Source organism: Sphingomonas aliaeris, assembly GCF_016743815.1.
GTDB classification, from domain to species: Bacteria; Pseudomonadota; Alphaproteobacteria; order Sphingomonadales; family Sphingomonadaceae; genus Sphingomonas; species Sphingomonas aliaeris.
In genome coordinates, this window is the sequence record NZ_CP061035.1 from 2217295 (window position 1) to 2241557 (window position 24263).

A 24263-nucleotide genomic window follows, 5' to 3' on the forward strand; every position below is an offset into this window, starting at 1 on the left:
TTCGCCATGCCCCCTACGACTCGCCCGATGGTCGATGACAACGATGACAGCAGGGCAGATTACGGACTTCGGCGCGGCGGCACTTCGCGCCCGACGATGCACGACATCGCTCGCCTCGCGAACGTTTCCACCCCGACCGTTTCGCGCGTGCTGAATGGCAGTTCGCTGGTCACCGCCGAAACGCGCGATCGCGTTCTGGAAGTCGCCAAGACGCATGGCTACGCCGTCAACCGTAACGCACAAAAGCTTCGCAATGCCCGCACCAATACGATCGCGGTGATGCTGGACTTCGGCTCGCATCGCCACGGCGCGATCGGCGACCCCTTCATCTTCGAACTTCTGGCCGGTGTTTCCGAGGCGCTCTCGATCCGCGATCAGGATTTGCTGCTTTCGCCGCCCGGCCTGCAAAGCGCACGCGATTTTCGCGATTTCTTTCGCGCGCGCGGGGCCGACGGGTTTATCGTACTAGGCCAGGGCACGCGCGACGACATGCTGCGAACGCTGGCCCGGGAAAGCATTCCGCTCGTCGTTTGGGGGGCGGTTGCGCCCGACGCTCCATATTGCGCGGTCGGCAGCGACAATCTGGAGGGCGGGACGCTGGCGGGCCGCCACTTCCTCGCCCGCCAGCGCAAACGGTGGCTATTCATCGGGGACACCCGGCACGAGGAACTGCGCCTGCGGTACGAAGGATTACGCCTCGCCGCGAAGGACCGGGAAGATGTAACGATCGACCTGCTGCCGATAGCGTCGATGGCCTTCACCGCGACGGCGCAGGCAGTTACCGCGCACCTCGACACGGTTGATCGTCCGGACGCGGTGTTCGCCTTTTCGGACACGGCGGCGATGGCTGCGCTCGGCGCGTTCCGGGCGTCGGGCCTCTGCGCGCCGGGGGATCTCTCGCTCGTCGGATATAACAATATCCCGCCAGCGGCGCATTTCAGTCCAGCGATAACGACGATCGATCAGAAGACCGATCTAGCTGGGGCGTTGCTGGTCGAAAAGCTGATGCAACAGATCGATGGTGGCCGCCCGACATCGGTCGTCCTGCCGACCGACATCGTCGTGCGGGAAACCTGATCGGATCCGTGCGATAGCGGCCGGGCGGCTTTCGGCTGCCATGCCGTTCGAATAGCGCGAGAAGGAGAGAAAGAATGATCAGTCGTTTGGTCTTGGCCGTATTCCTTGCGGCACCGCTATCGGCGCGAGGGCAGACGATTCAGGTTCCTGCATTCCGACTGCCGCCGTCCAACCAACTAAGCGACGCCGCCAGAAAGGTGCTGGACCGGATGGCAGACGCGACCGCGCAGATCGCAATTACGGGCGACGTCGCGAAACAGCGCGAATTCTATGGCCAGTGGAACGACGACCGTCTCGCCGAAATGCGTCGCCATTTCCGCACCGTGGTCCGCCGCGAGAAGCTGGGCGGTGTTGCGGTCGATACCGTCGAACCGGCGGACGGCGTTGCTCCCGGAAATACGATGCGGGTGTTGGTCAACGTCCACGGTGGCGCCTTCATGTGGGGCGCCGGCAGCGGCGCGCTGGTGGAAGCGATTCCGATCGCGGCGACGATGCGGGTGCGCGTCGTGACAGTGGACTATCGGCTGGCGCCGGAGCATCGCTACCCCGCCGCTACGGAAGACGTGACCGCAGTCTATCGCGCCCTGCTCAAGCGCTATCGAGCGGAGAATATCGGCATCTATGGCTGCTCGGCTGGCGGGATCATTACGGCGCAGGCGACCGCCTGGATCGGGAAGCAGGGACTGCCCCGGCCCGGCGCGATCGGGACGTTCTGCGGAACGGGGGCCGCCTATAGTGGCGACAGTCCATACCTTGCCCCGGCGACCGCCGGGAACGCGCCGCCCGCCATATCCACGCTGCCGCCCACACTGCCCGTCAGCTATATGGCCGGCGTTCCGGCGGACGACCCGATCGCCTATCCCCTGTCATCCGACGCGCAGATCCGCGCGATGCCACCGACATTATTGCTGGCTGGCAGCCGCGACTTTGCGGTCAGCGCCCTGACCCTCGCGCACCGCCATCTCGCCGCGGCGGGTGTCCCGAGCGAACTCTATATTTTCGACGGCCTGCCGCATGCGTTCTTCATGTGGCCCGACATGCCCGATCCGACGAGGCGTTCGCGATTATCGCCCGCTTCTTCGACGCACATCTCGGCCGTCGCCCGCGTTGATCGGCGCGGTTATGCCTTGACCCTGGGTATCCCGAGAAAGTCACGCTTGCCGATCTTCACACCCTGCACCCGGAGAATCGCATAGGCAGTCGTCGCGTGAAAATAGAAGTTGGGCTGAGAGAAAGAGAGCAGGAAGTTGGCGCCGGTAAAGGGCAGCCGCGTCTCGCCGAAGACGAACTGCGTATCCGCGTCAAGCAACGCGTCGACCGCCTCGCGGTCTAGCCCTTTCAAGCTTTCGATCGCGGACCGGATCGCCAGATGCAGGCCGTCAAAGTCGGTCGGCCACGGCTTCATGTCCGGAAAGAATTGGCCCGCCTGCGCGCCCTCGATTCCGCCCATCGAGTGGGCGGCACAGGATTTCACCTGATACCCGAACGGAAGCATATCGGGCGCCAGCCGCGCGTCGATCATATCGGATGCGGCCCGATCATGCTCGCCACAGAATTTCTCGGCCTTGTCGAGCAAGGCATCGATCGCCCCCAGTATCTGGATGTTCGACGGCACCACGGCATCATAAAGAGAAAACGTCATTATCCTGCTCCCACGCTCTTTGCCGTTCTATGCCCGGATGCGTGCCGGCGGTCCACGACGTTCATTCCGGTATCATGTTGCGACGAGCGAACAGGCGCCAAGAAATCGTTTCGCTCGGCGACCACAAGCCCTACCCTCGCGTCCATGAACACCGTGACCCTGCCGCACCGCGATTATCCGCAGAGCCTGATCGATGCCGCGCTCGCGCTGCATGACAACCGGCTGTCTGACGCGGAGCCCCTGCTGAAACGCCACCTGAAAATCGATCCGTTCGACGTGCGCGCGATCCGCATGCTGGCCGAACTGGCGGGACGGATCGGTCGGTACAAGGATGCCGAGACCCTGTTGCGGCGGGCGATAGAATTATCCCCCGAATTCACCGCCGCCCGCGCCAACCTTGCGATCGTATTGTATCGGCAGAACCGCGCGCCGGAAGCGATTGCCGAGCTGGAGCGCGTGATCGAGGAGGATCCAGACAATCCCGGACATGCCAATCTGAAAGCGGCGGCGCTGGGACGGATCGGCGGGTTCGAGGAGGCGATCGAGCTGTACGAACAGGTCCTGAAAGACGCGCCGCTACAGCCCAAGGTGTGGATGAGCTTCGGCCATATGCTGAAGACGGTCGGGCGGCAGCAAGATGGCGTCGATGCGTATCGCCGCGCGATCGGGATCGCGCCCGAACTCGGCGAGGCGTGGTGGAGTCTCGCGAACCTCAAGACGGTCCGGTTCGACGATGCGGATATTGCCGCGATGCAGGCGCAGGCAGCGCGCGATGACATATCGGACGAGGATCGCTTTCACCTCGACTTCGCATTGGGCAAGGCGTTCGAGGATCGTCGCCGGGCCGAAGAGGCGTTCGAGCATTACACGGCCGGCAATGCGCTCCGTCGCACGAAGGTCGTGTACGACGCCGACGAAACGTCGGCCTTCGTCGATGCCAGCATCGCTTTGTGTGACGCGACGTTTTTCACGGAGCGCGCGGGCAGTGGATCATGGGTAGCCGATCCGATCTTCATTCTGGGCATGCCACGCGCGGGATCGACGTTGGTCGAACAGATTTTGTCCAGCCACTCGCTGGTGGAAGGAACGTCGGAATTGCCCGACATCCCTGCCATCGCCCGCCGCGCGACCGATTACCCCCACAATCTCACCGACCTTTCCGCGGATACGCTGCGCGCGATGGGTGACGACTATCTCCAACGGACGCGGATACAGCGGCGCACGGACAAGCCGTTCTTCATCGACAAGCTCCCCAACAATTGGGCGCATCTACCGCTGATCGCACTCATGCTGCCGAACGCGACGATCATCGACGCTCGCCGACATCCGCTCGGATGCTGTTTCTCGAACTTCAAACAGCATTTCGCGCGCGGCCAGGCATTCAGCTACGATCTGACCGACATGGGCCGATATTACCGGGATTATGTCCGCCTGCTGTCGCATATCGACGACGTCCTTCCAGGTCGGGTCCACCGCGTGATCTACGAGCGGATGGTGGAGGATACCGAGGCTGAAGTCCGCGCATTGCTGACGGCATGCGGGCTCGACTTCGAACCCGCGTGTCTGGATTTCCACAAGACCGAGCGCGCGGTACGGACGGCCAGTTCCGAGCAGGTACGCCAACCCATCTTCCGCGACGGCACGGAGGCCTGGAAACCGTTCGAACCCTATCTGGACCGGCTGAAGTCCGCGCTTGGCGACGTACTGCCCGCCTATCCCGGAAAACCCGTAGTGAAATGATGCGCGATCCGTTACGGATGCGTTGCAATTCTGTCACGCATTCCTGCGAATTGCGTTTGGTTAAGTTCTTCCCGTTGACGGATGTTGCACCTGCGAACACCCTGCGTAGCAGGGACATCACAGGGGGATATCATGCTTCGAACCGCACGCCATGCCGCGATTACCGCGCTGCTAGCCTCGGCCGCCATATCGGTTCCAGCGTTCGCGCAGGACGTACCGGTAAATGCAGCAGTCGAGAATGACGGCGACATCGTCGTTACGGCACAGAAGCGTGAAGAAAACCTCCAGGACGTTCCGGTCAGCATTCAGGCGCTCAGCACCCGCAAGCTTGACCAGCTGAACATCTCCAATTTCGCACAGTTCGCGCAGTTGCTGCCATCCGTCGCGTTCCAGAGCCAGCAGCCGGGCGTCACCACCGTCTATATGCGCGGCGTGGCATCGGGCGGAGACGGCAACCATTCGGGTTCACTCCCCTCGGTCGGCGTGTACCTCGACGAACAGCCTGTGACGACGATCGGCGGGACGCTGGACGTCCATGTCTATGACATCGCCCGGATCGAGAGCCTCGCGGGGCCGCAGGGTACGTTGTACGGAGCATCCAGCCAGGCCGGCACGATCCGCATCATCACCAACAAGCCCGAACTGAATGCCTTTTCCGGACGGATCGACGCCGAAGTAAACACGGTCGCGCACGGCAAGCAGGGCGGGAACGTCGAGGGTTTCCTCAACGTGCCGATCGCCGACATGGCGGCGTTGCGTGTCGTCGGCTTCTACCAGCGCGACGCGGGCTATATCGACAATGTCGCCGGCACGCGGACGTTCAACGTCACCGCACCCGCCGCGCCGCTTGCGCCCGGCTATACCGGCGTGGTCACCAATGCCCCATTCGTGAAGAAGGACTTCAATACGACCGAGACGTTCGGCGGTCGTGCGGCGTTAAAGATCGACCTCGACGATACGTGGACCGCCACGCCCGGCGTCATCTATCAGGAGCAGAAGACGAAGGGCATCTTCGGCTATGACAAAAGCGTCGGGGATCTGAAAGTACAGCGCTTCGCCCCCGATTATCGCCGTGAACGCTTCGTGCAGGCCGCGCTGACGATCGAAGGCAAGATCGGCAATTGGGATGCGACCTACGCTGGCGCCTATATGGATCGCACGACGAATTCCGGTTCCGACTATACCGACTATGCCGAAGCGTATGACGCGCTGTATGCATCGGTCGGCGGATCGGCCGGCTATCTATACTTCCAGAATGCGGCCGGTCAGACGATCGACCAGCGGCAATACGTCGTCGGGTCCGACCACTTCAAAAAGATGAGCCAGGAATTCCGCGTCGCATCCCCGCAGAGCGATCGGTTCCGCGTCGTTGCGGGCGTGTTCTATCAGCGGCAGAGCAACCTGATCCATCAGGATTATCAGGTCGCCAACCTCGCCCCGGCCCTGTCGGTCAACAGTTCGCCCGGCACACTGTGGCTGACGCAGCAGAAGCGGGTCGACCGCGACTATGCAGTGTTCGGCGAGGCGAGCTTCGACATCCTGCCGACCCTGACGCTTACCGCCGGCGGACGCGCGTTCATCTACGACAACACACTAATCGGCTTTTACGGTTTCGGGCGGAATCCCGCCGGCCCGCCCTATAACGGGGTCGGCAGCGGCGGAACGGGCGTGGCAGCGTGCTTCACGACCACCGGGGCGACGGTGCGCAACAATCCGGGCGGCACGGTGATCCCGCCGGCGGTGGCGGGCGGTCCGTGCACCAACCTCGGCGTCTATATCGGAAACGGGCAGGTCGTTCCGAAGCAGGCGGACGGCCAGGGCTTTACCCACAAGCTCAACCTGACATGGAAACCACGCGACGGCCTGCTCGCTTATGCGACATGGTCTCGCGGCTTCCGTCCGGGCGGGATCAATCGCCAAGGTACGCTGCCGCCCTATGACCCGGATTACCTGACCAATTACGAGATCGGTTTCAAGACGACGCCGATCGATCACCTGCGCTTCAACGGCGCGATCTACATGCAGGACTGGAAGGCGTTCCAGTTCGCCTTTCTCGGCCTGAACAGCCTGACGCAGATCCAGAACGGCTCGAACGCCCGGATCAAGGGTATCGAGGCGGATCTGAACTGGACGCCGACTCCAGCCTTCACGTTCACCGCAAGCGGAGCCTATACCGACGCAAAGACGCGCCAGAATATCTGCCGGGCCGCCGACCCGACCTTCGCGTGCGTGACCACCCCTGCGGGCGGTGCCAATTCGATCCTGACGCCCGCGGGCACGCGCCTGCCGATCACGCCGAAGTTCAAGGCGAATGCAACGGCGCGCTATGCCGTACCGATCGGCGCGGAGTTCCGGGCCTATGTTCAGGGGCTGGTCGCCTATCAGGGCTCGGCATCCTCGGACATCCGCACCGCACCCGCCGCCGTGCTTGGACGGCTTGGGACCTATACGACCGGTAACCTCTCCGTCGGCGCCGAAACTTCGCGGTACAGCTTCGAACTGTTCGTCCAGAACATCACCGACGAACGTGCCGAACTCTCACGCTATCAGGCGTGCAGCGTTTGCAACCAGCGCAACTATACCGTGGTCGCCACCCCACGGACGGTCGGGTTCCGGGCGGGCGCGAAGTTCTAGCGCGACTTCCGGACATTGCCCCGCGCTAAGCAAGATTGACGGTCGCCCTTGTACAGGGCGACCGTCAATCTTCATGCGCCAGATCGGCCAGCAATTCGGAAACATGATCAAGCCGTTCGCGCGGCTCGGTGATCGCGACACGCGCGAGGATCCGTCCGTCCTTTCGTTCAAAGCCGTCCGGCAGCCCGCTATCTTCGAACTCGGGCCGAGGCGTAAGCGCGATGGCAGAAGGTCCGGCGTCGATCCGGGCGATCCGGGCAAGCCGCGCATTGATGCGAAGCCGTGCCAGCGCCAAAAGGTCCCCCACCTCGTCCGGCAACGCGCCGAAACGATCTTCCAGCTCCGCCTCGAACCGGTCCAGCTCCTGCAACGTCGTCAGGCGCGACAAGCGACCGTATAGCGAGACGCGAACGTCCGCCTCCGGTATCCAGTCCTCCGGCAACCGCCCAGCGACTCCCACGCGCAACAACGGGGTCCAGCGATCGACCGTCTCGCCCCTCGCCTCCTGCAGCGCGCTCTTCAACAGATGCTGGTAGAGGTCCACGCCGATCAGCTTCATATGACCGGCCTGTGCATCGCCCAACAGGTCGCCGGCCCCGCGCATATCGAGATCACGGGCGCTGATCGCGAACCCCGCACCCAATCGATCGAGCGCTTCCAGCGTACGCAGGCGTTTCAACGTCGCATCGGCGATGGCGGTATCGGGATCGGTCAGCAGCATGATCTGGCCACGCCGTCCCCCACGCCCGACGCGACCACGCAACTGATGAAGTTGCGACAATCCGAACCGGTCCGCGCGCCAGACGATCATCGTGTTCGCACGCGGCACGTCCAGCCCCGCCTCGATGATGTTCGTCGCGAGCAGGACATCGCCATCTCCGCCGGCAAACGCGACCATCGCTTCATCGATTTCGAGCGCGGGCATCTTTCCATGCGCCGATCGGATCGTGAGGGGGGGAACCAGCTTGGCCAGTCGCTTCGCCATCGGCTCCATATCCTCGATCCGGGAGACGACGACGAAACTCTGCCCACCGCGTCCCTTTTCGCGCAGCAGGGCGGTGCGGACTACAGCGTCGTCGAAACTTCCGACGCTGGTGCGGATCGGCTGGCGGCGGGCCGGCGGGGTGGCGATGACCGATAGCTGCTGTAGCCCTATCATTGCCGTTTGCAGCGTTCGCGGTATTGGCGTGGCGGTCAGCGTGAGGACGTGGCCGTCCGGATTGACATCGCGCAACCGTGCCTTGTCAGCAGCTCCGAAGCGCTGTTCCTCATCGATCACCACCAAGCCGAGGTCGTGATATACGACGCCCTTCCCGGCCACGGCTCCCGTGCCGACCACGACCGCGATCGATCCGTCCGCAAGCCCGGCCTTGACCGCCTTGCGCTCCGCGGGGGTAGACAGTCGCGATAAGGCCGCGACGTTCAGGCCGGTCTTTTCGAAACGCCGGCTGAATTGCTCAAGATGCTGTCGCACCAATACAGTCGTCGGGGCGGCAATAACGACCTGCTTGCCCGCAAGCGCCGCGATCGCGGCCGCGCGCAACGCCACCTCCGTCTTGCCATATCCGACGTCGCCAACGACGAGACGTTCCATCGGCTTGCCCGACGCCAGATCCGCGCGAACGGCGGCGATGGCGCGCGCCTGGTCGGGCGTTTCAACATAGCCAAAACCGGCGGCGAACTGCTCATACTGCTCGACATTCGGCTCGAGCACGTCCGCGGTACGACTATCGCGCTCCGCCGCGACCTCGATCAGCGCACGGGCGCTTTCGGCGATCACCGCATGCACTTCGCTTCGCCGTTTTTCCCAGCTGGAGCCGTCGAGCTTGTCGAGCGCTACAGCGTCCGCATCGGCACCGTAGCGCCAGATACGATCCGCATCGTCGACCGAGATAAGCCGTCGCCCGCCCCCGGCATGCTCCAGCACGATCGCATCGCCCATATCGTCCGACGCCGCGCTGCCGACGGTCATGGGCTCTATGCCCGCGACGACGGCGACGCCGAAATCCTCATGCACGACGACGTCGTCAATGCGAATATCGCCGAGCAATCCGGCAAGCGGATCGATCGCGGTGTCCGGCTGATGATCATCCAGCGCACGGCTGCCGAGCAGATCGTTCGCCGCAATCACAGCGAGACCGGGCGACTGCCACCCGCGGTCGACAGGCATCGCCAACAGCATGAGCGATCCGGCAGGCCGATCGAGAATGTCGCGCCAGCTTTCGGCGTGAACCGGATCGATTCCTACGGCTTTCGCGAGTTTCGGGGCGAGAAATCGGAGGTCACGCTCCGCACCAAGCAGGACGAGCCTGTCGACTGCCGCCAATGCTTTCTTCGCAAACTGCGCAGCAGCACGGCGCGGCGATGCCTTTTCCACGAACCGCGGCGTCGGCGTTTCACCGTCGGATGCAAGATCGATCACCGTACGGTCGGCAAGTGCGGTCTTCCAGCTATCGGCGTCGACCACCGGCACCGTGCCGGCTCCGCGCCTGGCGTTGCGAGAGAGCGCCAGGAAGCGATCGCGACGATGAGCGGCGTCGGGATCGATCGCGATTACAGCCTTTGGCAAATGGTCGAACAGCGTGGTCCAATTCTCCCCGATCGCCGGTTCCGCCGCGCGCCCCAGTTCGACCTCGTCCAGCTCGCCGCAACTCAACTGGGATACCGGGTCATAGGCCCGGATGGCGACGATCTTCCCGGCGCCGAATTCGATCCGCACCGGCATTGTTGCGTCGGCGGGGTACAGATCGACGACATTGCCGCGTATCGCCACCTCGCCGGGTTCGTCGACGCGATCGTCGACCACATATCCGATCTCTTCCAGAGTCGCGGACAGGTCGGCCACGTCCAGCGTATCGCCAGTCCGCATCACCGGCGGGGCCCGGTCGAATTCCACTGGTGCCGGAAAAGCGGACGCAGCAGCCTCCGCCGTGGTGACAAAGGCGAAGGGCGGACGCTCCGAAGATCCGGCTGCAATCCGCGCAGCGCGCAGCGCGGCCACCCGCCGCCCGATATTGGAAGGCGATGCAGGCGCGGTATCGCCGGGCAAGGCATCGCTCGACGGACAATGGACCACCTGCGCCTGCGGGGCGGCCCGGCGCAGCGCGATCGCTATCCGCTCGGCGCGTTGCTCGTCCGATACGATCGCCAGCACGTCTCCTCCGTCGAGCGCCTCCGCGATACGCACCGTTACGACGCCGATCGGCGCCAGGAACTCAGCGTCCGACACGGCCGGCCTCCCGGTCGATCTCCGCTGGCCACCGTTCCGGATCGAGCACTGGCAAACTCTTGAGATCGGTCAGGGTCAGGTCGCACTCGGCCCGGGCATTGGAGAACCGAACCGTCTCTGGCGCCAGTGCGTGAAGCCGCTCACCCACACCGGCGACACCACCCTCGCCGATCACCAGATAGGAAAGCCGCGAATCCTCGCAACGCATCATGCCGTCGACAATGACCCCAAGCTGCTCGCCATCACGCCCGGTCAGCGCTGCGCCGACCAGCGATCCGACGCCGAACAGCGTCGGCACCCCCGCAGCGGCCGCACTGTATCTGGTTGCGGCATCACGCCCGTCCTCATGCTTTGCCTGACGCCCCAGCCAACGCCAGATGCCAATAAGGTTGACGAGCGTCAGGAAGCCATTGGCCCACAAGAGATTGGACTGTCCGGTGCTGATCGCCACGGTCGACCACGCTATCGAACCGATCGTGAACACCACGAAGCCCCAGCCCGTTACCCTGGTGCCCAGGTTTGCCGCGGTCATGATCGCGGCGATGGTGGTGGCGATCGGGGCGATCCACCCGGCAATGTCCTGAAGAGTGATAGTATTGCCCAATCTGCTGAAACGCCCCCCGGCTGGGTGCCGGACGGAATGAATTTGCGAACGTCCCCGCCCGGCAACCGTTGCGCACACTGATCGAGGTCAGTCGGATTCTGGCAATGATCCCTGAAATCGACGTGATCGGGGATGAACCAAGCAGCATTCGATGCGATTGAACGGTCATGGACGAAACGATCGACTGCCTTATCGTCGGCGCGGGACCAGCGGGGCTGACCGCGGCAATCTATCTTGCGCGGTTCAATCTTGCGATCCGCATCATCGATGACGGAAAGAGCAGATGTGCGACGATCCCCCGCACGCACAATCACGCTGGCTATCCGGGCGGCATTCGCGGAACCGAGTTGTTGCAGCGAATGCGCGATCAGGCGGCGGAGTTCGGCGTGCACGTAACCGATGCCCGCGTGACGCGGATCGATCGGACCGCCAATGGCTTCGAGGCTATGACCGGCGCGGGGACGATCGCCACGCGCAGGGCCCTGCTCGCGACCGGCGTCGTCAACAATCGCCCGCGCATCGATCCCGCGGATCACGATCGCGCCGTGGAAAACGGGCGGCTGCGATATTGCCCCATATGCGACGGATATGAGGTGATGGACCGGCACGTTGGGGTGATTGGAACGCGAACGCACGGCTATAACGAGGCGGTCTTCCTGCGCATGTACACCCCCCACGTCACGTTGATAGCGCCCGACGCAACCCACGAATTGGACGATAAGGAACGGGCGTCGCTCGCCGAACTCGGTATCACTCTGGCCGACGGGCCGTGCGAGAAGTTGAAGCTGGACAGTACGCATATCGTCGCGCCGACAGCCACGGGACCGCTGGCGTTCGACACGATCTATCCGGCTCTAGGGTCCGTTATCCGATCGCGACTGGCCGTCGATCTCGGCGCGGATGCAAGCGACGAAGGCTGTCTCGTCGTCGATGATCACCAGCGCACCAGCGTGCCGGGATTATATGCTGCCGGCGATGTGTCGAAAGGGCTCGACCAGATCAGCCATGCGATGGGCGAAGCCGGTGTCGCGGCCACCGCGATCCGCAACGATCTCGCCAAGACGAGAATATTGGCGCGGTAACCTACCAGGAAACCGCGCCGTCGTAGCGATGAGGGGCATCGACCCGCCGCTTCGTCGCCCCGAACCGTCAGGTGCGCTTCGCCGCTATATAGCGTTCCACCTGCTCCTGAAGAATATCCAGCGGCAGCGCGCCCTGGCTCAGGACTGCTTCGTGGAAGTCGCGAATGTCGAACTTCGGCCCGAGTTCGCGTTCCGCACGCGCGCGAAGCTCTGCGATCTTCAACTGCCCTACCATGTAGCTCGTGGCCTGGCCGGGCCAGTTGAAATACCGATCCACCTCGCGCGCGATATCCTTGTCGGACACCGAGCTGTTGGCCTTGAAATACGCGATAGCCTGCTCGCGGGTCCAACGCCGCGAGTGGATGCCCGTATCCAGAACCAGACGGATGGCGCGCCAGACCTGAAGCGAGAGCATGCCGAAGCGCGAATAGGGGTCCTTATACACGCCCATCTCGTTCGCGAGCCGCTCGGAATACAGCCCCCAGCCTTCCATATATGCGCCATATCCGCCGAACTTCCGGAACTTGGGAATGTTCGTCAGCTCCTGCTGCCGGGCAATCTGGAAATGGTGCCCCGGCGCGCCCTCGTGCGCCGCGATACCGGCGACCTGAACCTTCTGCGTCTGGTTCATGTCCACCAGATTGACGTAATAGATTCCCGGGCGTTTTCCGTCGGCCGACGGGGGATTGTAGAACGCCGTCGACGCCGTCCCCTCGCGCCATTTCTCGACCGCGCGCACTTCCAGTGGTGCCTTTGGCAGCACGCGGAAATAGCGCGGCGCGGCAAGCATGACCGAAGCGATCACCGCACGAGCATCGCCCAGATATTGCTCGCGTCCGGCGGCAGTATTGGGATATTTGAACTGCGGATCGGTACGGATCTTGTCGAAGAACTGTTCCAGCGTGCCGGCGAAACCGACCTCCTTCTTGATCGCCTCCATCTCCTGACGAATGGACGCGACCTGCCGCAGCCCGAGTTCATGGACCTGGTCCGGCGTCAGCGTCGTGGTCGTCGAGTTCGCCAGTTGATTGGCATAATAGGCGGCACCGTCCGGCAGATTCCACGCGCCGAAATTGCCTTTCGACTTCGGCTCGATCTCGTCCAGCGCGGCGAACAGCGTATCGTAGCCACGCCGGAACGGACCAGTGAGCGCCGCGCTTGCGTCCGCGAGCAACCTCGTCTTCGTAGCCGCCGGCGTATCGAGCGCAGTCACCTTCTTACGGAAATCGGCCATCACGGTGGAATCCGGGTCACCGTCGAACGGTGCACCAGTGACGACCGCACGGGCGTCGGCGCGGGCCGGCGCGAAGTTCACCTTGTTCGGGATGATCCCGGCCGCTGCCTGCTGCCGCATCGTCGCTGCGACTTCGCGCATCACCCGCTCCGTCTCGCGCAGGCGGGACACGTATGCCTCCGCATCCGCGACGGTATCGATCTTGTGATTGTTGATCAGCAGGACGGGGATTTCGCCGGCCGGGCTGCCGTTGGTCGATACCGGAAAGCGCAACTTCCGAAACTTCATCGAACGCGCACCGCGTTCGTTCTCATACTCGAACAGTCGGAAACTCACCCTGGCGCTCTCGCCCAGACGGTCCGGCTGGAAACGGGCGCGCATGTCCTTCAACTGACGCTCGGCAAGCGCCTGAGAGCGTATCGCCGACGCATCGGTGTAATCGTCCAGCTTGCCGTAATTCGTCTTCAATCCCAATTGCGTCTGCGATTCCGGGCTGAGTTCGAGCTGCGCGTCATAGGCGTCGTCCAGGAACTTCAGCAGCGCCGCGTCCTGATTCGAAACCGGCGCCGCCTGTACCGGTACCGGCGCGCTCGCCTGCATCAATGGAAGGACGGGCAACAATGCGAGGGTAATGGCAAGACGCATGAACTTCTCCTGTTTTGAGAAGCTTGTCGCGCAACACCCGGCGCGACGCAATTCCCCTTACGGGTTGAAATAAGCTTGGGTCAGGCGGCGTCGTCCGCGGCCACGGTCCCGCCTCTCTGGCGTTGCTCCGTCAGGATTTGCCAGCCTGTCAGGAACAGCGCGCCGGCAAGCGGACCGACGACGATACCGCTGAGACCCACGAGCTCGATCCCTCCCAGGGTCGTGACCAGCACCAACCAATCGGGAATGCCCGTGTCGCGACCGACCAGGATCGGACGAAGGATATTGTCCGCCAGACCGATCACCACGACGCCGGAAATAACCACGACCACCGCCTGCCAGATCGCCCCGGTCGCAAGCAGGTAGACGGCCACCGGCGCCCAGATGATCGCCGGCCCGATCGCGGGCAGCAGCGCCGCGATGACCATCAACATGCCCCAGAGCAACGCCGCCGGCAGCCCGACGATCCAGAAAGTGATGGCACCCAGCGCACCCTGCACCAGCGCCACGACGCCGGATCCCTTCACCGTGGCGCGCACGACGGACGCGAACTTTTCCGCAAGCCGCTCTGCGACCGATGCCTCGAGCGGAAGTGCCCGCACAACCGCGGGGCCGATCCGTTCGCCGTCCCGGAGGAGGAAAAACATGACGTACAAGGCGACGCCGAACGCGAGCAGGAATCCGGCGGCATTCGCACCGATCGACAAGGCGCGCCGGGCCAGCGTGCTGGCGCTGCTGCTCAGGGCCTGCGAAATCTGGCCTTGCGCACGCTCGAAGCTGCCCAGACCGGCTCCGTCCAGCAGGCGCTGAAGCCGCATCGGCAACGCACCATAGACCTGCTGGAAATACGTTGCGAAATTGATCTGGCCGGACCGGATCTGCGCATAGACCCCGGCGGCCTGCTCGATCACCAGACTGCTGAGAACAAGTGCCGGGATGACCACCGCGACGGTTATGATCAGCAAGGTCAACGCGGCCGCCGTATTCCGACGATCCGGCCAGCGCCGCAGCAGCCTCTGGTACAGCGGCTGAAACAGCAACGCACCCAGGACAGCCGAGAAAAGCGCGCCAAGGAAGCTGGACACCACCAATATGAGACCTGTCGTGATGATCGCCAGGAACACGATCAGCCCGCCATTCTCCACACGTTTTTGATCGATCGTCATTGAATTCCCCCTGGTCCGTCGGAGATGCCTGCCGGCCATAGCGGAGCAAATCGAATGTCGGTAACTCAGGACGGATCATTTAGGTCCAAATCGGCATGATCGATATGCACGACGAAGCTGCTAATGATCCTGCCTTAGATAGATCCAAAGTCGTTATTCATATAGAACGAAAAATTCCAGTATATCCGGGTAAGTCACTGAACTTGTTGAAGGCCGCAGAGCTTTCAGCCCTCAGCGCGTAAGGTTCCTGCAAGCTAACGTTGCAAAAGCAAGTCGCAGCATATCGCTGCAAGGACGAAATCGTGAACCAGTCTGCCAGCCCGGTACGTATTTCGCTTACCTGCACTATCGCAGATGCAGGCTTGTTATGGGCGCGCGCCGCCTCGATCGCGGCGGATGCATTCGCCATGAGCTTGGACGACATCGTGGAGACGATCGGCCCGCGCGAAGATCCTGAGCCCGACGCTTGCGCGGCAATTCTGTTCGACGGTCTGGTCCGCACGATGATGGAAGGCGATCCGAACTGCAACATCGTCGCGTCGACCAAAACGACACCGCGAGCCCGTAGCTAAGGCTCCAGTTCCGGTGACACTGCACCGGAACGGATGTGCCCGATGCGTCAGACCAGCTGCGGAAGAGCCTCGAGATGTTTTTCCAGCGTGATCGGGTATTCCCGAACGCGGACACCCGTGGCGTTGTAGATGGCGTTCGCTACCGCCGCGCCTACACCACAAATCCCCAGTTCGCCAACGCCCTTCGCCTTCATCGGCGATGAGATTGGATCGACTTCGTCCAGGAAGATCACTTCCTGATGCGGGATGTCGGCGTGCACGGGAACCTCGTAACCCGCCAGATCGTGATTGACGAAGAAGCCGAACCTTTTGTCGACGGCCAATTCTTCCATCAACGCGGCCCCCGCCCCCATCGTCATCGCGCCGATCACCTGGCTGCGTGCCGATTTCGGGTTCAGGATGCGGCCAGCCGCGCATACGGCGAGCATACGCCGAATGCGCGTCACGCCGGTGTATGAATCCACGGCGACTTCGACGAAATGGCCCGCAAACGTCGCCTGCTGATACTTCTTGTCCAGGTCGCCATATTCGATCGCATCCTCGGCAACGAGTTCACCGTTTTTCGCGGCGTCGCCAAGTTTGACGCTGCGATTGCCGGACTTCACTTTCCCATCGGCGAACTGCACGTCGGTCGAGTTGAACCCGAGCCGCTGAGCAACGGCCTCGCGAAGTTTGACGCAGGCGGCATACACGCCGGAAGTCGCATTGTTCGCACCCCACTGACCGCCCGAACCGGCCGACGCCGGGTGATCGGAATCGCCGAGCGTCACCTTCACCTGACCGATACCGACGCCCATCATCTCGGCGGCCGTCTGTGCCAAAATGGTATAGGTGCCGGTGCCGATGTCGGTCATGTCGGTTTCGATCGTCACGATGCCCTTGGCATTCAGACGGACGCGCGCCGCCGATTTGCTGAGGATGTTGCCGCGGTAACCCGCCGCCATCCCCATGCCGATCAGCCACCGCCCCTCACGCTTCGTCGCCGGCGTCGCACTACGATTTTCCCAGCCGAACTTTGCCGCCCCCGTCCGCATGCACTGGATCAACTGCCGCTGTGAAAAGCTGCGCTCCGGCTTTTCGGGATCGACCTGCGTATCGTTAGTGACGCGAAACTCGATCGGATCCATGCCGAGCTTTTCGGCCATTTCGTCGATCGCGATCTCGAGCGCCATCAGTCCGGGAGCTTCGCCAGGCGCCCGCATGGCATTGCCTTCGGGTAGGTCGAGCACCGCCAACCGCTGTTGCGTCATGCGGTTCGCGCCGGCGTACAGGATCTTGGTCTGCGCCGCAGCCGTTTCCAGCCCGCCGCCCGGCAGATCGCCCGACCAGCTTTGGTGTCCGATCGCGACCAGCTTGCCGTCCTTGCCCGCACCCAGCCGGATGCGCTGGATCGTCGCCGGACGATGCGTCGTGTTGTTCGCGATGAAGGGACGCGGCAGCGCGATCTTGACCGGACGTCCGGCAGCTTTCGCGCCCAGCGCCGCCATCAGCGCATCGGCGCGAACGAACAATTTGCCTCCGAAACCGCCGCCGATATACGGCGAATCCAGCCGCACATTCTCCTTCGGAATACCGAGCGTTTTGGCAATGTCGCCCTTGCTCCACGCGATCATCTGGTTCGACGTCCAGAGCGTCAGCTTGTCACCGTTCCACGCTGCCGTCGTTGCATGCGGCTCCATCATCGCATGACTGTGGTCAGGCGTGGTGTAGGTCTGGTCGATCTTGACCGCGGCCCCGGAAAAGCCGGATGCGAAATCGCCGTAAGCCGAGTCCGGTTCGCCACCAAATCCACCGCCCGTGGGCTTGGTCGCCTTGTCCTTCACCGCCGCCAGATCGTAACTGCCATCCGCGCGGACATAGTCCACGCGCACCAGCGCCGCCGCCGCGCGTGCCTGTTCGAACGTCTCGGCCACCACGACCGCGATCGCCTGATGATAATGCTCGATCTCCGGCCCGCCGAGCAGCTTCGCCGTATTGAAATTGCCCTTCGTCAGTTTCCCGGCATTGGCCGCGGTGACGACGGCGATCACGCCCGGCGCAGCTTCCGCCTCGCGCGTATCCATCGCCTTGATACGCCCCTTGGCGATTGCCGACCCGACGATCTGACCGTAAGCCGGGTTGGCCGCGACATCGTGCCGTTCATACGCATAGGGCGCGGTACCGGTTGTCTTGTACTTGCCGTCGATGCGGTCGGTCGACTTGCCGATGACCTTCAGCTGGTCGATCGGGTTCTGGCCGGCGGGTTTATCGAACTTCATGCCTGTGCCCTCGCTTCGGCGAATACCGCGCTGATCGATCGTTCGACGAGCGGCAGCTTGAATGCATTTTGCGACGTCGTCTTCGCACCGGCCAGAACGGCTGCGGCCACGGGCTTCGCGCCACTGCCGATCTTCTGGTCGGCCGCATCGACTTGCCAAGGTTTGTGAGCAAGCCCGCCAAAGGCCAGGCGGCCCCGGCCGCCGGGTTGGATGACGGCGGCAACCGAGATCAACGCGAATGCGTAGGACGCGCGGTCGCGCACCTTGTGATAGATATGCGTCCCCCCGACCGGCGCCGGCAACGTCACCGCGGTGATCAACTCACCCGGCGCCAGCACGGTCTCGATATGCGGAGTCTTGCCCGGCAGCGTATGGAAGTCGGCGATCGCGATCGCGCGCGTGCCGCCATCCGGACGGGCGGTTTCGACCGTGGCATCCAGTACGCGCATCGCCACCGCCATATCGCTGGGATGCGTCGCGATGCACGCGTCGCTGGTCCCCAGGATCGCGAGATTTCGGCTGAACCCGCCGATCGCGGCACAACCGGACCCGGGCTTGCGCTTGTTGCACGCCTGATTGGTGTCGTAGAAATACGGGCAGCGCGTCCGTTGCAGCAGATTCCCCGCCGTGGTCGCCTTGTTGCGCAACTGGCCCGATGCGCCGGCAAGCAGTGCGCGGCTGAGCACGCCGTAATCCCGCCGGACCGTCTCGTCCGAGGCAAGCGCAGTGTTGCGAACGAGCGCACCGATGCGAAGACCGCCATCCTTCGTCTTCTCGATCCGGTCGAGTTTCAGGTCCTGCACGTCGATCAGGTGCGCAGGCGTCTCGATCTGCAATTTCATCAGGTCGAGCAGATTGGTCCCGCCGGCGATGAACTTCGCGCCTGGCGTGCGGGCGACTGCGGCAGCGGCTTCGGCCGGCGACGTCGCACGGGTATAGGTGAATGGCTTCATGCGCGTGCCTCCGCGACTTCGTTCATCGCTTCGATGATGTTCGAATATGCCCCGCAACGGCAGATGTTGCCGCTCATCCGCTCCCGCATCTCGTCAGCTGTTATTGCCGGCTTGTCCGTCAGACTGGCGCTGACATGGCTGGGCGTGCCGGCCTTGATCTCGTCCAGAACCGCGACCGCCGAACAGATCTGCCCGGGGGTGCAATACCCGCACTGATAACCGTCATGCTTGATAAAGGCGGCTTGCATCGGGTGGAGTTTGTCCGGGGTACCGAGCCCTTCGATCGTTACGATTTTGTCGCCTTCGTGCATCACGGCGAGCGTCAGGCAGGAGTTAATCCGCTGTCCGTCGACCAGCACCGTGCAGGCGCCGCACTGGCCGTGGTCGCAGCCCTTCTTCGTTCCGGTCAGATGAAGATTCTCGCGCAGCGCGTCCAGCAATGTGGTGCGGGTATCGACTTGAAGGTCACGACGCTTGCCATTTACCTGAAGCGACACCTTCATGAGTGAAGGCGCAGGTTGCGTTCCGGCCGCTTGCGTCGCCGCCTGAACGTCGGGAACCGCGCTCAATGCGGCCACCGCAGCACCGCCGACGATGATGCCACGGCGCGAGATTTCGGCGTCGCCGGTTGTTTCCATGATAAGATGCCCCTTGGGAAACGCTCACGGTAGGACGACCGGTGTCGGCCCCGCGGCGCATTAGAATGATGGCTATTGGCGGTGTAACGCACGATCTCTCCGAAACGATGCGCCGTATCAATAACAATAATCAGCCGAAATTATCTCGTGCCGCGGGAAATGCAATCGCGGAGAGCAACGCGGCGTTACAGGAAGCGGATCGTATCACCGTCGTCGCTCCGCACCACGCGCGTATCCACGTCGTACAGCGCGCTGAGCGTGGTCTCGGTAAACATCTCCCCGGCCGGCCCGGCCCCCATCACACGACCGTCCTTCAGCGCGACCACGTCGTCCGCGATACCGAGAGCAAGATCCAGATCGTGGAGCGCGACAACGATCGTCTTCCCCTCGTCCGCCAATTGCCGGAGACGTCGTGCCGCATCCAGCGCGTGGCGCGGGTCGAGGCCGGTGGTCGGCTCGTCGGCGATCAGAATGTCCGGGCTGCCCACGGTGGCACGCGCCAACATCACGCGCGCCAGTTCGCCCCCCGACAATCGCGTCGCCGGGCGATCGCGGAGCGCGATCAGGTCGTACCGCGCCAACGCTATCTCGATCTCCGATTGCCAAGACGACAGAAGCGCGCCGAATGCCGGCAGGTGCGCGGTCAGGCCCAGCGCGACGACCCGCTCGACACTGATCGCCCAGTCGATCTGCGGGCTTTGCGGCAGATACGCACGGCGTTTCGCCAGGTGCCTGCGGGAAAAGTCCGCCAAGGGAACGCCGCCGATCGTAACCCTCCCAGCGTTCGGCCGCCGTAACCCGGCAGCGACCTGCAACAGCGTGGATTTCCCGGCACCGTTCGGGCCGATCACCACGGTCAGCCGGCCCGGCGCGAACGTGACATCGACCGAATCCAGAACGGTTCGGCCGGACAATCCTACCGTGACATCAATGAGCGACAGGGCGTTCATGGGGCCGTTCGCCGGACATGCAAAACGAGCCAGAGGAAGAACGGCGCGCCAAGGATCGACACGAAGACACCGAGCCGGATCTCGGTCCCGAAGTTCAACATTCGCGTGGCGAGATCGGCGGCGAGGACGATCAGCGCGCCGACGAGGGCGGCGGGGATCAGCGTCGCGCCGGGGCGGTGCCCCACCAGGGGGCGGACGATGTGCGGCGCGATCAATCCGACGAAACCGATCGTACCGGTTACCGCCGTCGCCGCGCCCACGCCCAACGCGGTGCCGAGCAGCGCGAACAGACGCGCCCGTCCGACATCGATCCCGAGGCTTTCCGCCTGCGCCTCTCCCAGCGTGAGGGCGTCGATCGCGCGACCGGTCAGCAGCAACAGGGTCGCGCCGGCGACGATGAACGGCCCGGCCAACACCACATGGTCCCACGACCGATCGCTGAGCGACCCCATCAGCCATGTCATGATTTCGTACGCCGCAAAGGGGTTGGGCGCGAGATTGAGCGCAAGGCTGACCCCCGCCCCCGCAATGCTCGACATCGCCACGCCCGCCAGGATCAGCGACAATGTTCCACCCATTCGAGACAATGCGAACGCGACCCCTGCCGTGCCGAGCGCGCCCACCAGGGCGAACAGGGGCGTCGCCAATCCGAAACTCGCCGAGAAGCCATAATATATAGCGATCACCGCCCCAAGCGATGCGCCGGACGAAACACCCAGCAATCCCGGCTCGGCCAGCGGATTGCGCAGCAATCCCTGCAACACCGCGCCGGACAGTCCTAGTATTCCGCCGACCAGCAGCGCCAGCACCATGCGCGGAAGACGAACCTCGACAAGGATCAGGTGATCGAGGGTCTCGTGCGACGCGGCCAGTGCCTGGATCGCCTGACCGGGGGACATCCACACCGATCCGGCAAGCACCGACGCGCCCGCCAGAACGAAGATCGCGATGATCAGCAGAAGCGTATTGCGCCTTGTCACGACGCGAGTTTCGCATCGATCGATTGACGGAGCTTCACCGCGGCATCGCCGATCGCAGGCGTTCCGCAAATCGTCGCCGACTGCGCGATGACAAGCCTTTTGGTCGCCGGCCAAAGCCGCCGCACAAGTGGATGGCCCGACACGTTATCCCCAAGCGTTCCCTCGCGAGGGTCCGAGACGCCGCGGATGAGGTAATCGGGTTTTGTGCGCAGCAAAGCTTCGACCCCGCCCTGCTCCCCGACAAGCTTCAGGCCAGCCGCATCGACGATCGCGGTCAGCAGCGGACTTTCGCCCATGCCGTCGCGGCCCCACGATGCCACCGTCACTGGTCGGCGCAAGGGTTTGGGCACAAGCTGCCGGTCCATGCGCGCGATCAGCATGCGTCCGCGATTCTCTTCCCGCAGCGCATTCGCCAGCGCCGCCACATTCTGCCGGATCCCGGCGACGTTCCCGGAGTCCGCGAGTTCGATCACCGGATATCCCAGCCGCCGCAGCATCGCGCGTCCGGCGGGATTGGAAAACGTATCCGTCACGATCAGATCGGGCCGTGTCCGCGCGACCTCCTCGACGCTGCCGTGATTGACCGGCACGCGCCGCGCCGCCTCGACCTGCGCCGAATATCGCGGATCGCGCGACAGCCACGTCACCGACGCGATGCGATCCGGCGGCAACAGCGCCAGCAGAAGCTGGTCGGTACATTGGTTCAGGCTCATCACCCGCATCGGTCGATCGGGCATAGCCTGCGCGACCGGCATCTCCACGCCGCAACCGCCCTGAACCAACAGGAGCGACAGCGATGCGAGCAATGCCGGTCGTATCGTCATCTCAGAAGCGCGCCTTCACGCCGCCATAGGCACCGCGTCCCGGCGTCGCGAAGCTGAACACTTCCTCATAGCGTTCGTTGAACAGGTTCTCGACCCGACCGAAGACCGAGAAGCGATCGCTCAGCCTGTATTCGCCGTTGAGGTTCACCAGCACATATTCCTGCAACGACACGCGCACCGGCACGAAGCTCGGGTCGATGAACGCGTTATCGTCCTGCCGGCCATTGTAGCGCACGCTGAGCGTCGAGGAGAAGCGCTTGTCCAGGCTGAACACGGTCGTGTTGAAGCTGCCGATATGCTTGGGCCGGCGCAGTTCGACCGTGCCGTTCTCGCGGGCGTTCAGATACGTATAGGCAAGATCGAAGCGCAATTGCTCGACGGGACGGGCCGAGGCGAAAACCTCAACGCCGCGCTGCTGGGACCGCGTCGTCCGATTGGCCGGCGTCGCCACGAAGGTCGGCCCCGGGAACGTAGTGAAGATCTCGTCCTGCAGCTTGCTATCGAAATAGGTCGCGCCGATCGTCGCCTTGCCACCGGCGAATTCCTGATCCAGCCCGGCTTCCCAGCCCTTCGACTTCTCCGGCTTCAGGTTCGGATTGCCGATATAGCGACCGTCCGCAAAGGCGAAGAGTTCGAAATAGCCCGGGTTCTTCACGCCCGTGCCGTACGCACCCCGCGCCCGCAGGCCGAACGGCAGGCGGTACCCCGCCTGGACGCGGTACGTCGTGACATCGGCGAAGCGGTCGTTCTGGTCGTGACGGACCGAGCCCCCGATGACGAGTGCGTCGGCGATCGTCCCTTCATATTGTCCCACGAAGCCCCAATTCTCGGTCGACTTCCGCCCGCTGAACGCGAATGGCGAGACAGCGGTGTTGCGGAACTGTTCGCGCTCGTAATCGACCGCACCCGTCAGCTTGCTGCGAAAGGCGTCAGTGCCGAACGCGAGGCTGGACTCGAACGACGCCTTGTAGCGTTGCCCCTTGTCGCCATAATCGATCCCGAAGGCGCTGTAGCCGGTACGCGTGGTATCGGCGACCTGCCCGGTCAGCGACGTGTTCCAACGTCCATCCGCCAGCGACAGCGCGGCGCGGACCAAGCCGTAATAGGCCTTGTTCTTGAAATGCGTGCCCGGCGTATCGACGATGAACCCGAAGCGCGGGCCGGAGAATGCGGAATCGTTGCTGAGCGCATCGGTATAGCTGTAGCGGCCCACGCCTGTCAGCTTGAGCACGTCCGACGGTGTCCAGTTGACCTTCGCGCTGGCGCCGATGCCGGTGTAACCGATGTCGCGCGTCCCCTCCCGATCGGTCGGCGTGCCGTCCGTGCGATACAGCGTACCCGACAGCGCATAGTCGATATTACCGGACACCCCGCCAAAGCGTGCCGCGCCTGCCGCCGTCCGGAACGACCCGCCCTCGACCCGTGCGCTGAGCCCCTGGTTTTCCGCGCCGGTCGGCGTGATGTACTGGATGACGCCGCCGATCGCGTCGGAGCCGTAGAGCGAGGATTGCTGACCGCGCAGCACCTCGACGCGTGCGCCGTCATCGGCGATCAGCGTGCCGAAATCGTACTGGCCCTGATACGGGTCGGATGCCTCGATCCCGTCGATCAGGACGAGGACGTGGTTCGCCTCGCTACCGCGGATACGCACGTCGGTCAGCCCGCCGATCGAGCGGTTGACCGCGACGCCGGGCACGTCGCGCAGGATGTCGGACACCAGCCGCGTCTGGCGCTGTTCCATCTGTTCGGCGGACAGCACGGCGACGGAGGCGGGAAGATCGCGAACTTCGGTGCCGCTGCCCGACCGCGACGCCGTGACGACGACGGCGTCGTCCGCGGCATCCGATCCCGACGCGTCGGTGGCAGATGTATCGAAAACGGTCTTGTCCTGCGCGGTCTGGGCCAGCGCAGGCGTTGCAGCGACCAGCGCTACGATGGATACGGCAATCATTCTCATCAGGTCAGTCCCCCGCGCCGTCGTGGACGAAGCAACGGGGGCCGATCGACCGCGCGAACGCGACGACGGCGTCGGTTC

At 63.7% G+C, this 24263-nt stretch carries 18 protein-coding genes; 6 read left to right on the forward strand and 12 right to left on the reverse strand.

What is annotated here, in order from left to right; translation table 11 throughout:
• Positions 1-27 precede the first annotated feature (27 nt).
• Positions 28-1077: a LacI family DNA-binding transcriptional regulator gene (locus H5J25_RS10440; protein ID WP_225883049.1), complete on the forward strand. Its 1050-nt coding sequence runs from the start codon at positions 28-30 to the stop codon at positions 1075-1077.
• Positions 1078-1151: 74 nt separating this feature from the next.
• The gene (locus tag H5J25_RS10445) at positions 1152-2273 is read left to right on the forward strand and encodes an alpha/beta hydrolase (protein WP_202090734.1); all 1122 of its coding nucleotides are present in this window, start codon (positions 1152-1154) and stop codon (positions 2271-2273) included.
• Here H5J25_RS10445 and H5J25_RS10450 read toward each other — a convergent pair.
• On the reverse strand, positions 2198-2719 hold the full coding sequence (locus H5J25_RS10450) for a DUF1993 domain-containing protein (protein WP_202090735.1): 522 nt from the start codon (positions 2717-2719) through the stop codon (positions 2198-2200). The two genes, H5J25_RS10445 and H5J25_RS10450, sit on opposite strands and share 76 nt — an antisense overlap.
• Before the next feature lie 144 nt (positions 2720-2863).
• Between H5J25_RS10450 and H5J25_RS10455 the strand changes: the two genes are divergently transcribed.
• Together H5J25_RS10455 and H5J25_RS10460 are read left to right on the forward strand one after the other, a co-directional pair.
• Positions 2864-4459 carry a tetratricopeptide repeat-containing sulfotransferase family protein gene (locus H5J25_RS10455; RefSeq protein WP_202090736.1) on the forward strand — a complete coding sequence of 532 codons (1596 nt, stop codon included), beginning with the start codon at positions 2864-2866 and terminating at the stop codon, positions 4457-4459.
• Between the two features lie 132 nt (positions 4460-4591).
• A complete protein-coding gene (locus H5J25_RS10460) occupies positions 4592-7093 on the forward strand; it encodes a TonB-dependent receptor (RefSeq protein ID WP_202090742.1) in 2502 nt (833 codons plus the stop codon).
• 64 nt (positions 7094-7157) lie between these two features.
• Here H5J25_RS10460 and H5J25_RS10465 read toward each other — a convergent pair whose 3' ends face one another.
• Both H5J25_RS10465 and H5J25_RS10470 read right to left on the reverse strand, forming a co-directional pair.
• Positions 7158-10322 (reverse strand): helicase-related protein, encoded by a 3165-nt coding sequence (locus H5J25_RS10465; protein WP_225883050.1) that lies wholly within the window; start codon positions 10320-10322, stop codon positions 7158-7160.
• A complete protein-coding gene (locus H5J25_RS10470; protein WP_225883051.1) occupies positions 10309-10926 on the reverse strand; it encodes a PRC-barrel domain-containing protein in 618 nt (205 codons plus the stop codon). The genes H5J25_RS10465 and H5J25_RS10470 overlap by 14 nt, the downstream gene beginning before the upstream one ends.
• Positions 10927-11093: 167 nt before the next feature.
• On the opposite strand from H5J25_RS10470, the gene H5J25_RS10475 reads away from it, so the two are divergent.
• The gene (locus H5J25_RS10475) at positions 11094-12008 is read left to right on the forward strand and encodes an NAD(P)/FAD-dependent oxidoreductase (RefSeq protein WP_202090752.1); all 915 of its coding nucleotides are present in this window, start codon (positions 11094-11096) and stop codon (positions 12006-12008) included.
• A 67-nt stretch (positions 12009-12075) separates the two neighbouring features.
• Here the strand turns inward: H5J25_RS10475 and H5J25_RS10480 are convergent, their stop codons facing one another.
• Complete coding sequence (locus H5J25_RS10480; RefSeq protein ID WP_202090754.1) at positions 12076-13887, reverse strand: DUF885 domain-containing protein; 1812 nt, start codon at positions 13885-13887, stop codon at positions 12076-12078.
• Between the two features lie 80 nt (positions 13888-13967).
• Positions 13968-15053, reverse strand: coding sequence for an AI-2E family transporter (locus H5J25_RS10485; RefSeq protein WP_202090755.1), 1086 nt, complete (start codon positions 15051-15053; stop codon positions 13968-13970).
• A gap of 302 nt (positions 15054-15355) precedes the next feature.
• On the opposite strand from H5J25_RS10485, the gene H5J25_RS10490 reads away from it, so the two are divergent.
• Positions 15356-15625, forward strand: coding sequence for a hypothetical protein (locus tag H5J25_RS10490; RefSeq protein WP_202090756.1), 270 nt, complete (start codon positions 15356-15358; stop codon positions 15623-15625).
• A 47-nt stretch (positions 15626-15672) separates the two neighbouring features.
• Here H5J25_RS10490 and paoC read toward each other — a convergent pair whose 3' ends face one another.
• The 7 genes from paoC to H5J25_RS10525 form a co-directional block, all read right to left on the reverse strand.
• Positions 15673-17883 (reverse strand): aldehyde oxidoreductase molybdenum-binding subunit PaoC, encoded by a 2211-nt coding sequence (gene paoC / locus H5J25_RS10495; protein WP_202090757.1) that lies wholly within the window; start codon positions 17881-17883, stop codon positions 15673-15675.
• The gene (locus H5J25_RS10500; protein ID WP_202090758.1) at positions 17880-18836 is read right to left on the reverse strand and encodes an FAD binding domain-containing protein; all 957 of its coding nucleotides are present in this window, start codon (positions 18834-18836) and stop codon (positions 17880-17882) included. Before H5J25_RS10500 ends, paoC begins: the two co-directional genes overlap by 4 nt.
• Entirely contained in the window at positions 18833-19474 is a 642-nt protein-coding gene (gene paoA / locus H5J25_RS10505) for an aldehyde dehydrogenase iron-sulfur subunit PaoA (protein ID WP_202090759.1), read from the reverse strand. Before paoA ends, H5J25_RS10500 begins: the two co-directional genes overlap by 4 nt.
• A gap of 185 nt (positions 19475-19659) precedes the next feature.
• The gene (locus H5J25_RS10510; RefSeq protein ID WP_202090761.1) at positions 19660-20424 is read right to left on the reverse strand and encodes an ABC transporter ATP-binding protein; all 765 of its coding nucleotides are present in this window, start codon (positions 20422-20424) and stop codon (positions 19660-19662) included.
• The gene (locus tag H5J25_RS10515) at positions 20421-21404 is read right to left on the reverse strand and encodes a FecCD family ABC transporter permease (RefSeq protein ID WP_202090763.1); all 984 of its coding nucleotides are present in this window, start codon (positions 21402-21404) and stop codon (positions 20421-20423) included. Before H5J25_RS10515 ends, H5J25_RS10510 begins: the two co-directional genes overlap by 4 nt.
• Positions 21401-22228, reverse strand: a complete 828-nt coding sequence (locus H5J25_RS10520; RefSeq protein WP_202090765.1) for an ABC transporter substrate-binding protein — start codon at positions 22226-22228, stop codon at positions 21401-21403. Before H5J25_RS10520 ends, H5J25_RS10515 begins: the two co-directional genes overlap by 4 nt.
• 1 nt (position 22229) lies before the next feature.
• Positions 22230-24185, reverse strand: a complete 1956-nt coding sequence (locus tag H5J25_RS10525) for a TonB-dependent receptor plug domain-containing protein (RefSeq protein WP_225883052.1) — start codon at positions 24183-24185, stop codon at positions 22230-22232.
• Positions 24186-24263: the final 78 nt, after the last annotated feature.

Bases quoted from the DNA above. Each gene is read 5' to 3' on its own strand.
- H5J25_RS10440 (WP_225883049.1), top strand. From the start codon at position 28: ATGGTCGATGACAACGATGACAGCAGGGCAGATTACGGACTTCGGCGC.
- H5J25_RS10445 (WP_202090734.1), top strand. From the start codon at position 1,152: ATGATCAGTCGTTTGGTCTTGGCCGTATTCCTTGCGGCACCGCTATCG.
- H5J25_RS10450 (WP_202090735.1), bottom strand. From the start codon at position 2,719: ATGACGTTTTCTCTTTATGATGCCGTGGTGCCGTCGAACATCCAGATA.
- H5J25_RS10455 (WP_202090736.1), top strand. From the start codon at position 2,864: ATGAACACCGTGACCCTGCCGCACCGCGATTATCCGCAGAGCCTGATC.
- H5J25_RS10460 (WP_202090742.1), top strand. From the start codon at position 4,592: ATGCTTCGAACCGCACGCCATGCCGCGATTACCGCGCTGCTAGCCTCG.
- H5J25_RS10475 (WP_202090752.1), top strand. From the start codon at position 11,094: ATGGACGAAACGATCGACTGCCTTATCGTCGGCGCGGGACCAGCGGGG.
- H5J25_RS10480 (WP_202090754.1), bottom strand. From the start codon at position 13,887: ATGCGTCTTGCCATTACCCTCGCATTGTTGCCCGTCCTTCCATTGATG.
- H5J25_RS10485 (WP_202090755.1), bottom strand. From the start codon at position 15,053: ATGACGATCGATCAAAAACGTGTGGAGAATGGCGGGCTGATCGTGTTC.
- paoC (WP_202090757.1), bottom strand. From the start codon at position 17,883: ATGAAGTTCGATAAACCCGCCGGCCAGAACCCGATCGACCAGCTGAAG.
- H5J25_RS10500 (WP_202090758.1), bottom strand. From the start codon at position 18,836: ATGAAGCCATTCACCTATACCCGTGCGACGTCGCCGGCCGAAGCCGCT.
- paoA (WP_202090759.1), bottom strand. From the start codon at position 19,474: ATGGAAACAACCGGCGACGCCGAAATCTCGCGCCGTGGCATCATCGTC.
- H5J25_RS10510 (WP_202090761.1), bottom strand. From the start codon at position 20,424: ATGAACGCCCTGTCGCTCATTGATGTCACGGTAGGATTGTCCGGCCGA.
- H5J25_RS10520 (WP_202090765.1), bottom strand. From the start codon at position 22,228: ATGACGATACGACCGGCATTGCTCGCATCGCTGTCGCTCCTGTTGGTT.
- H5J25_RS10525 (WP_225883052.1), bottom strand. From the start codon at position 24,185: ATGAGAATGATTGCCGTATCCATCGTAGCGCTGGTCGCTGCAACGCCT.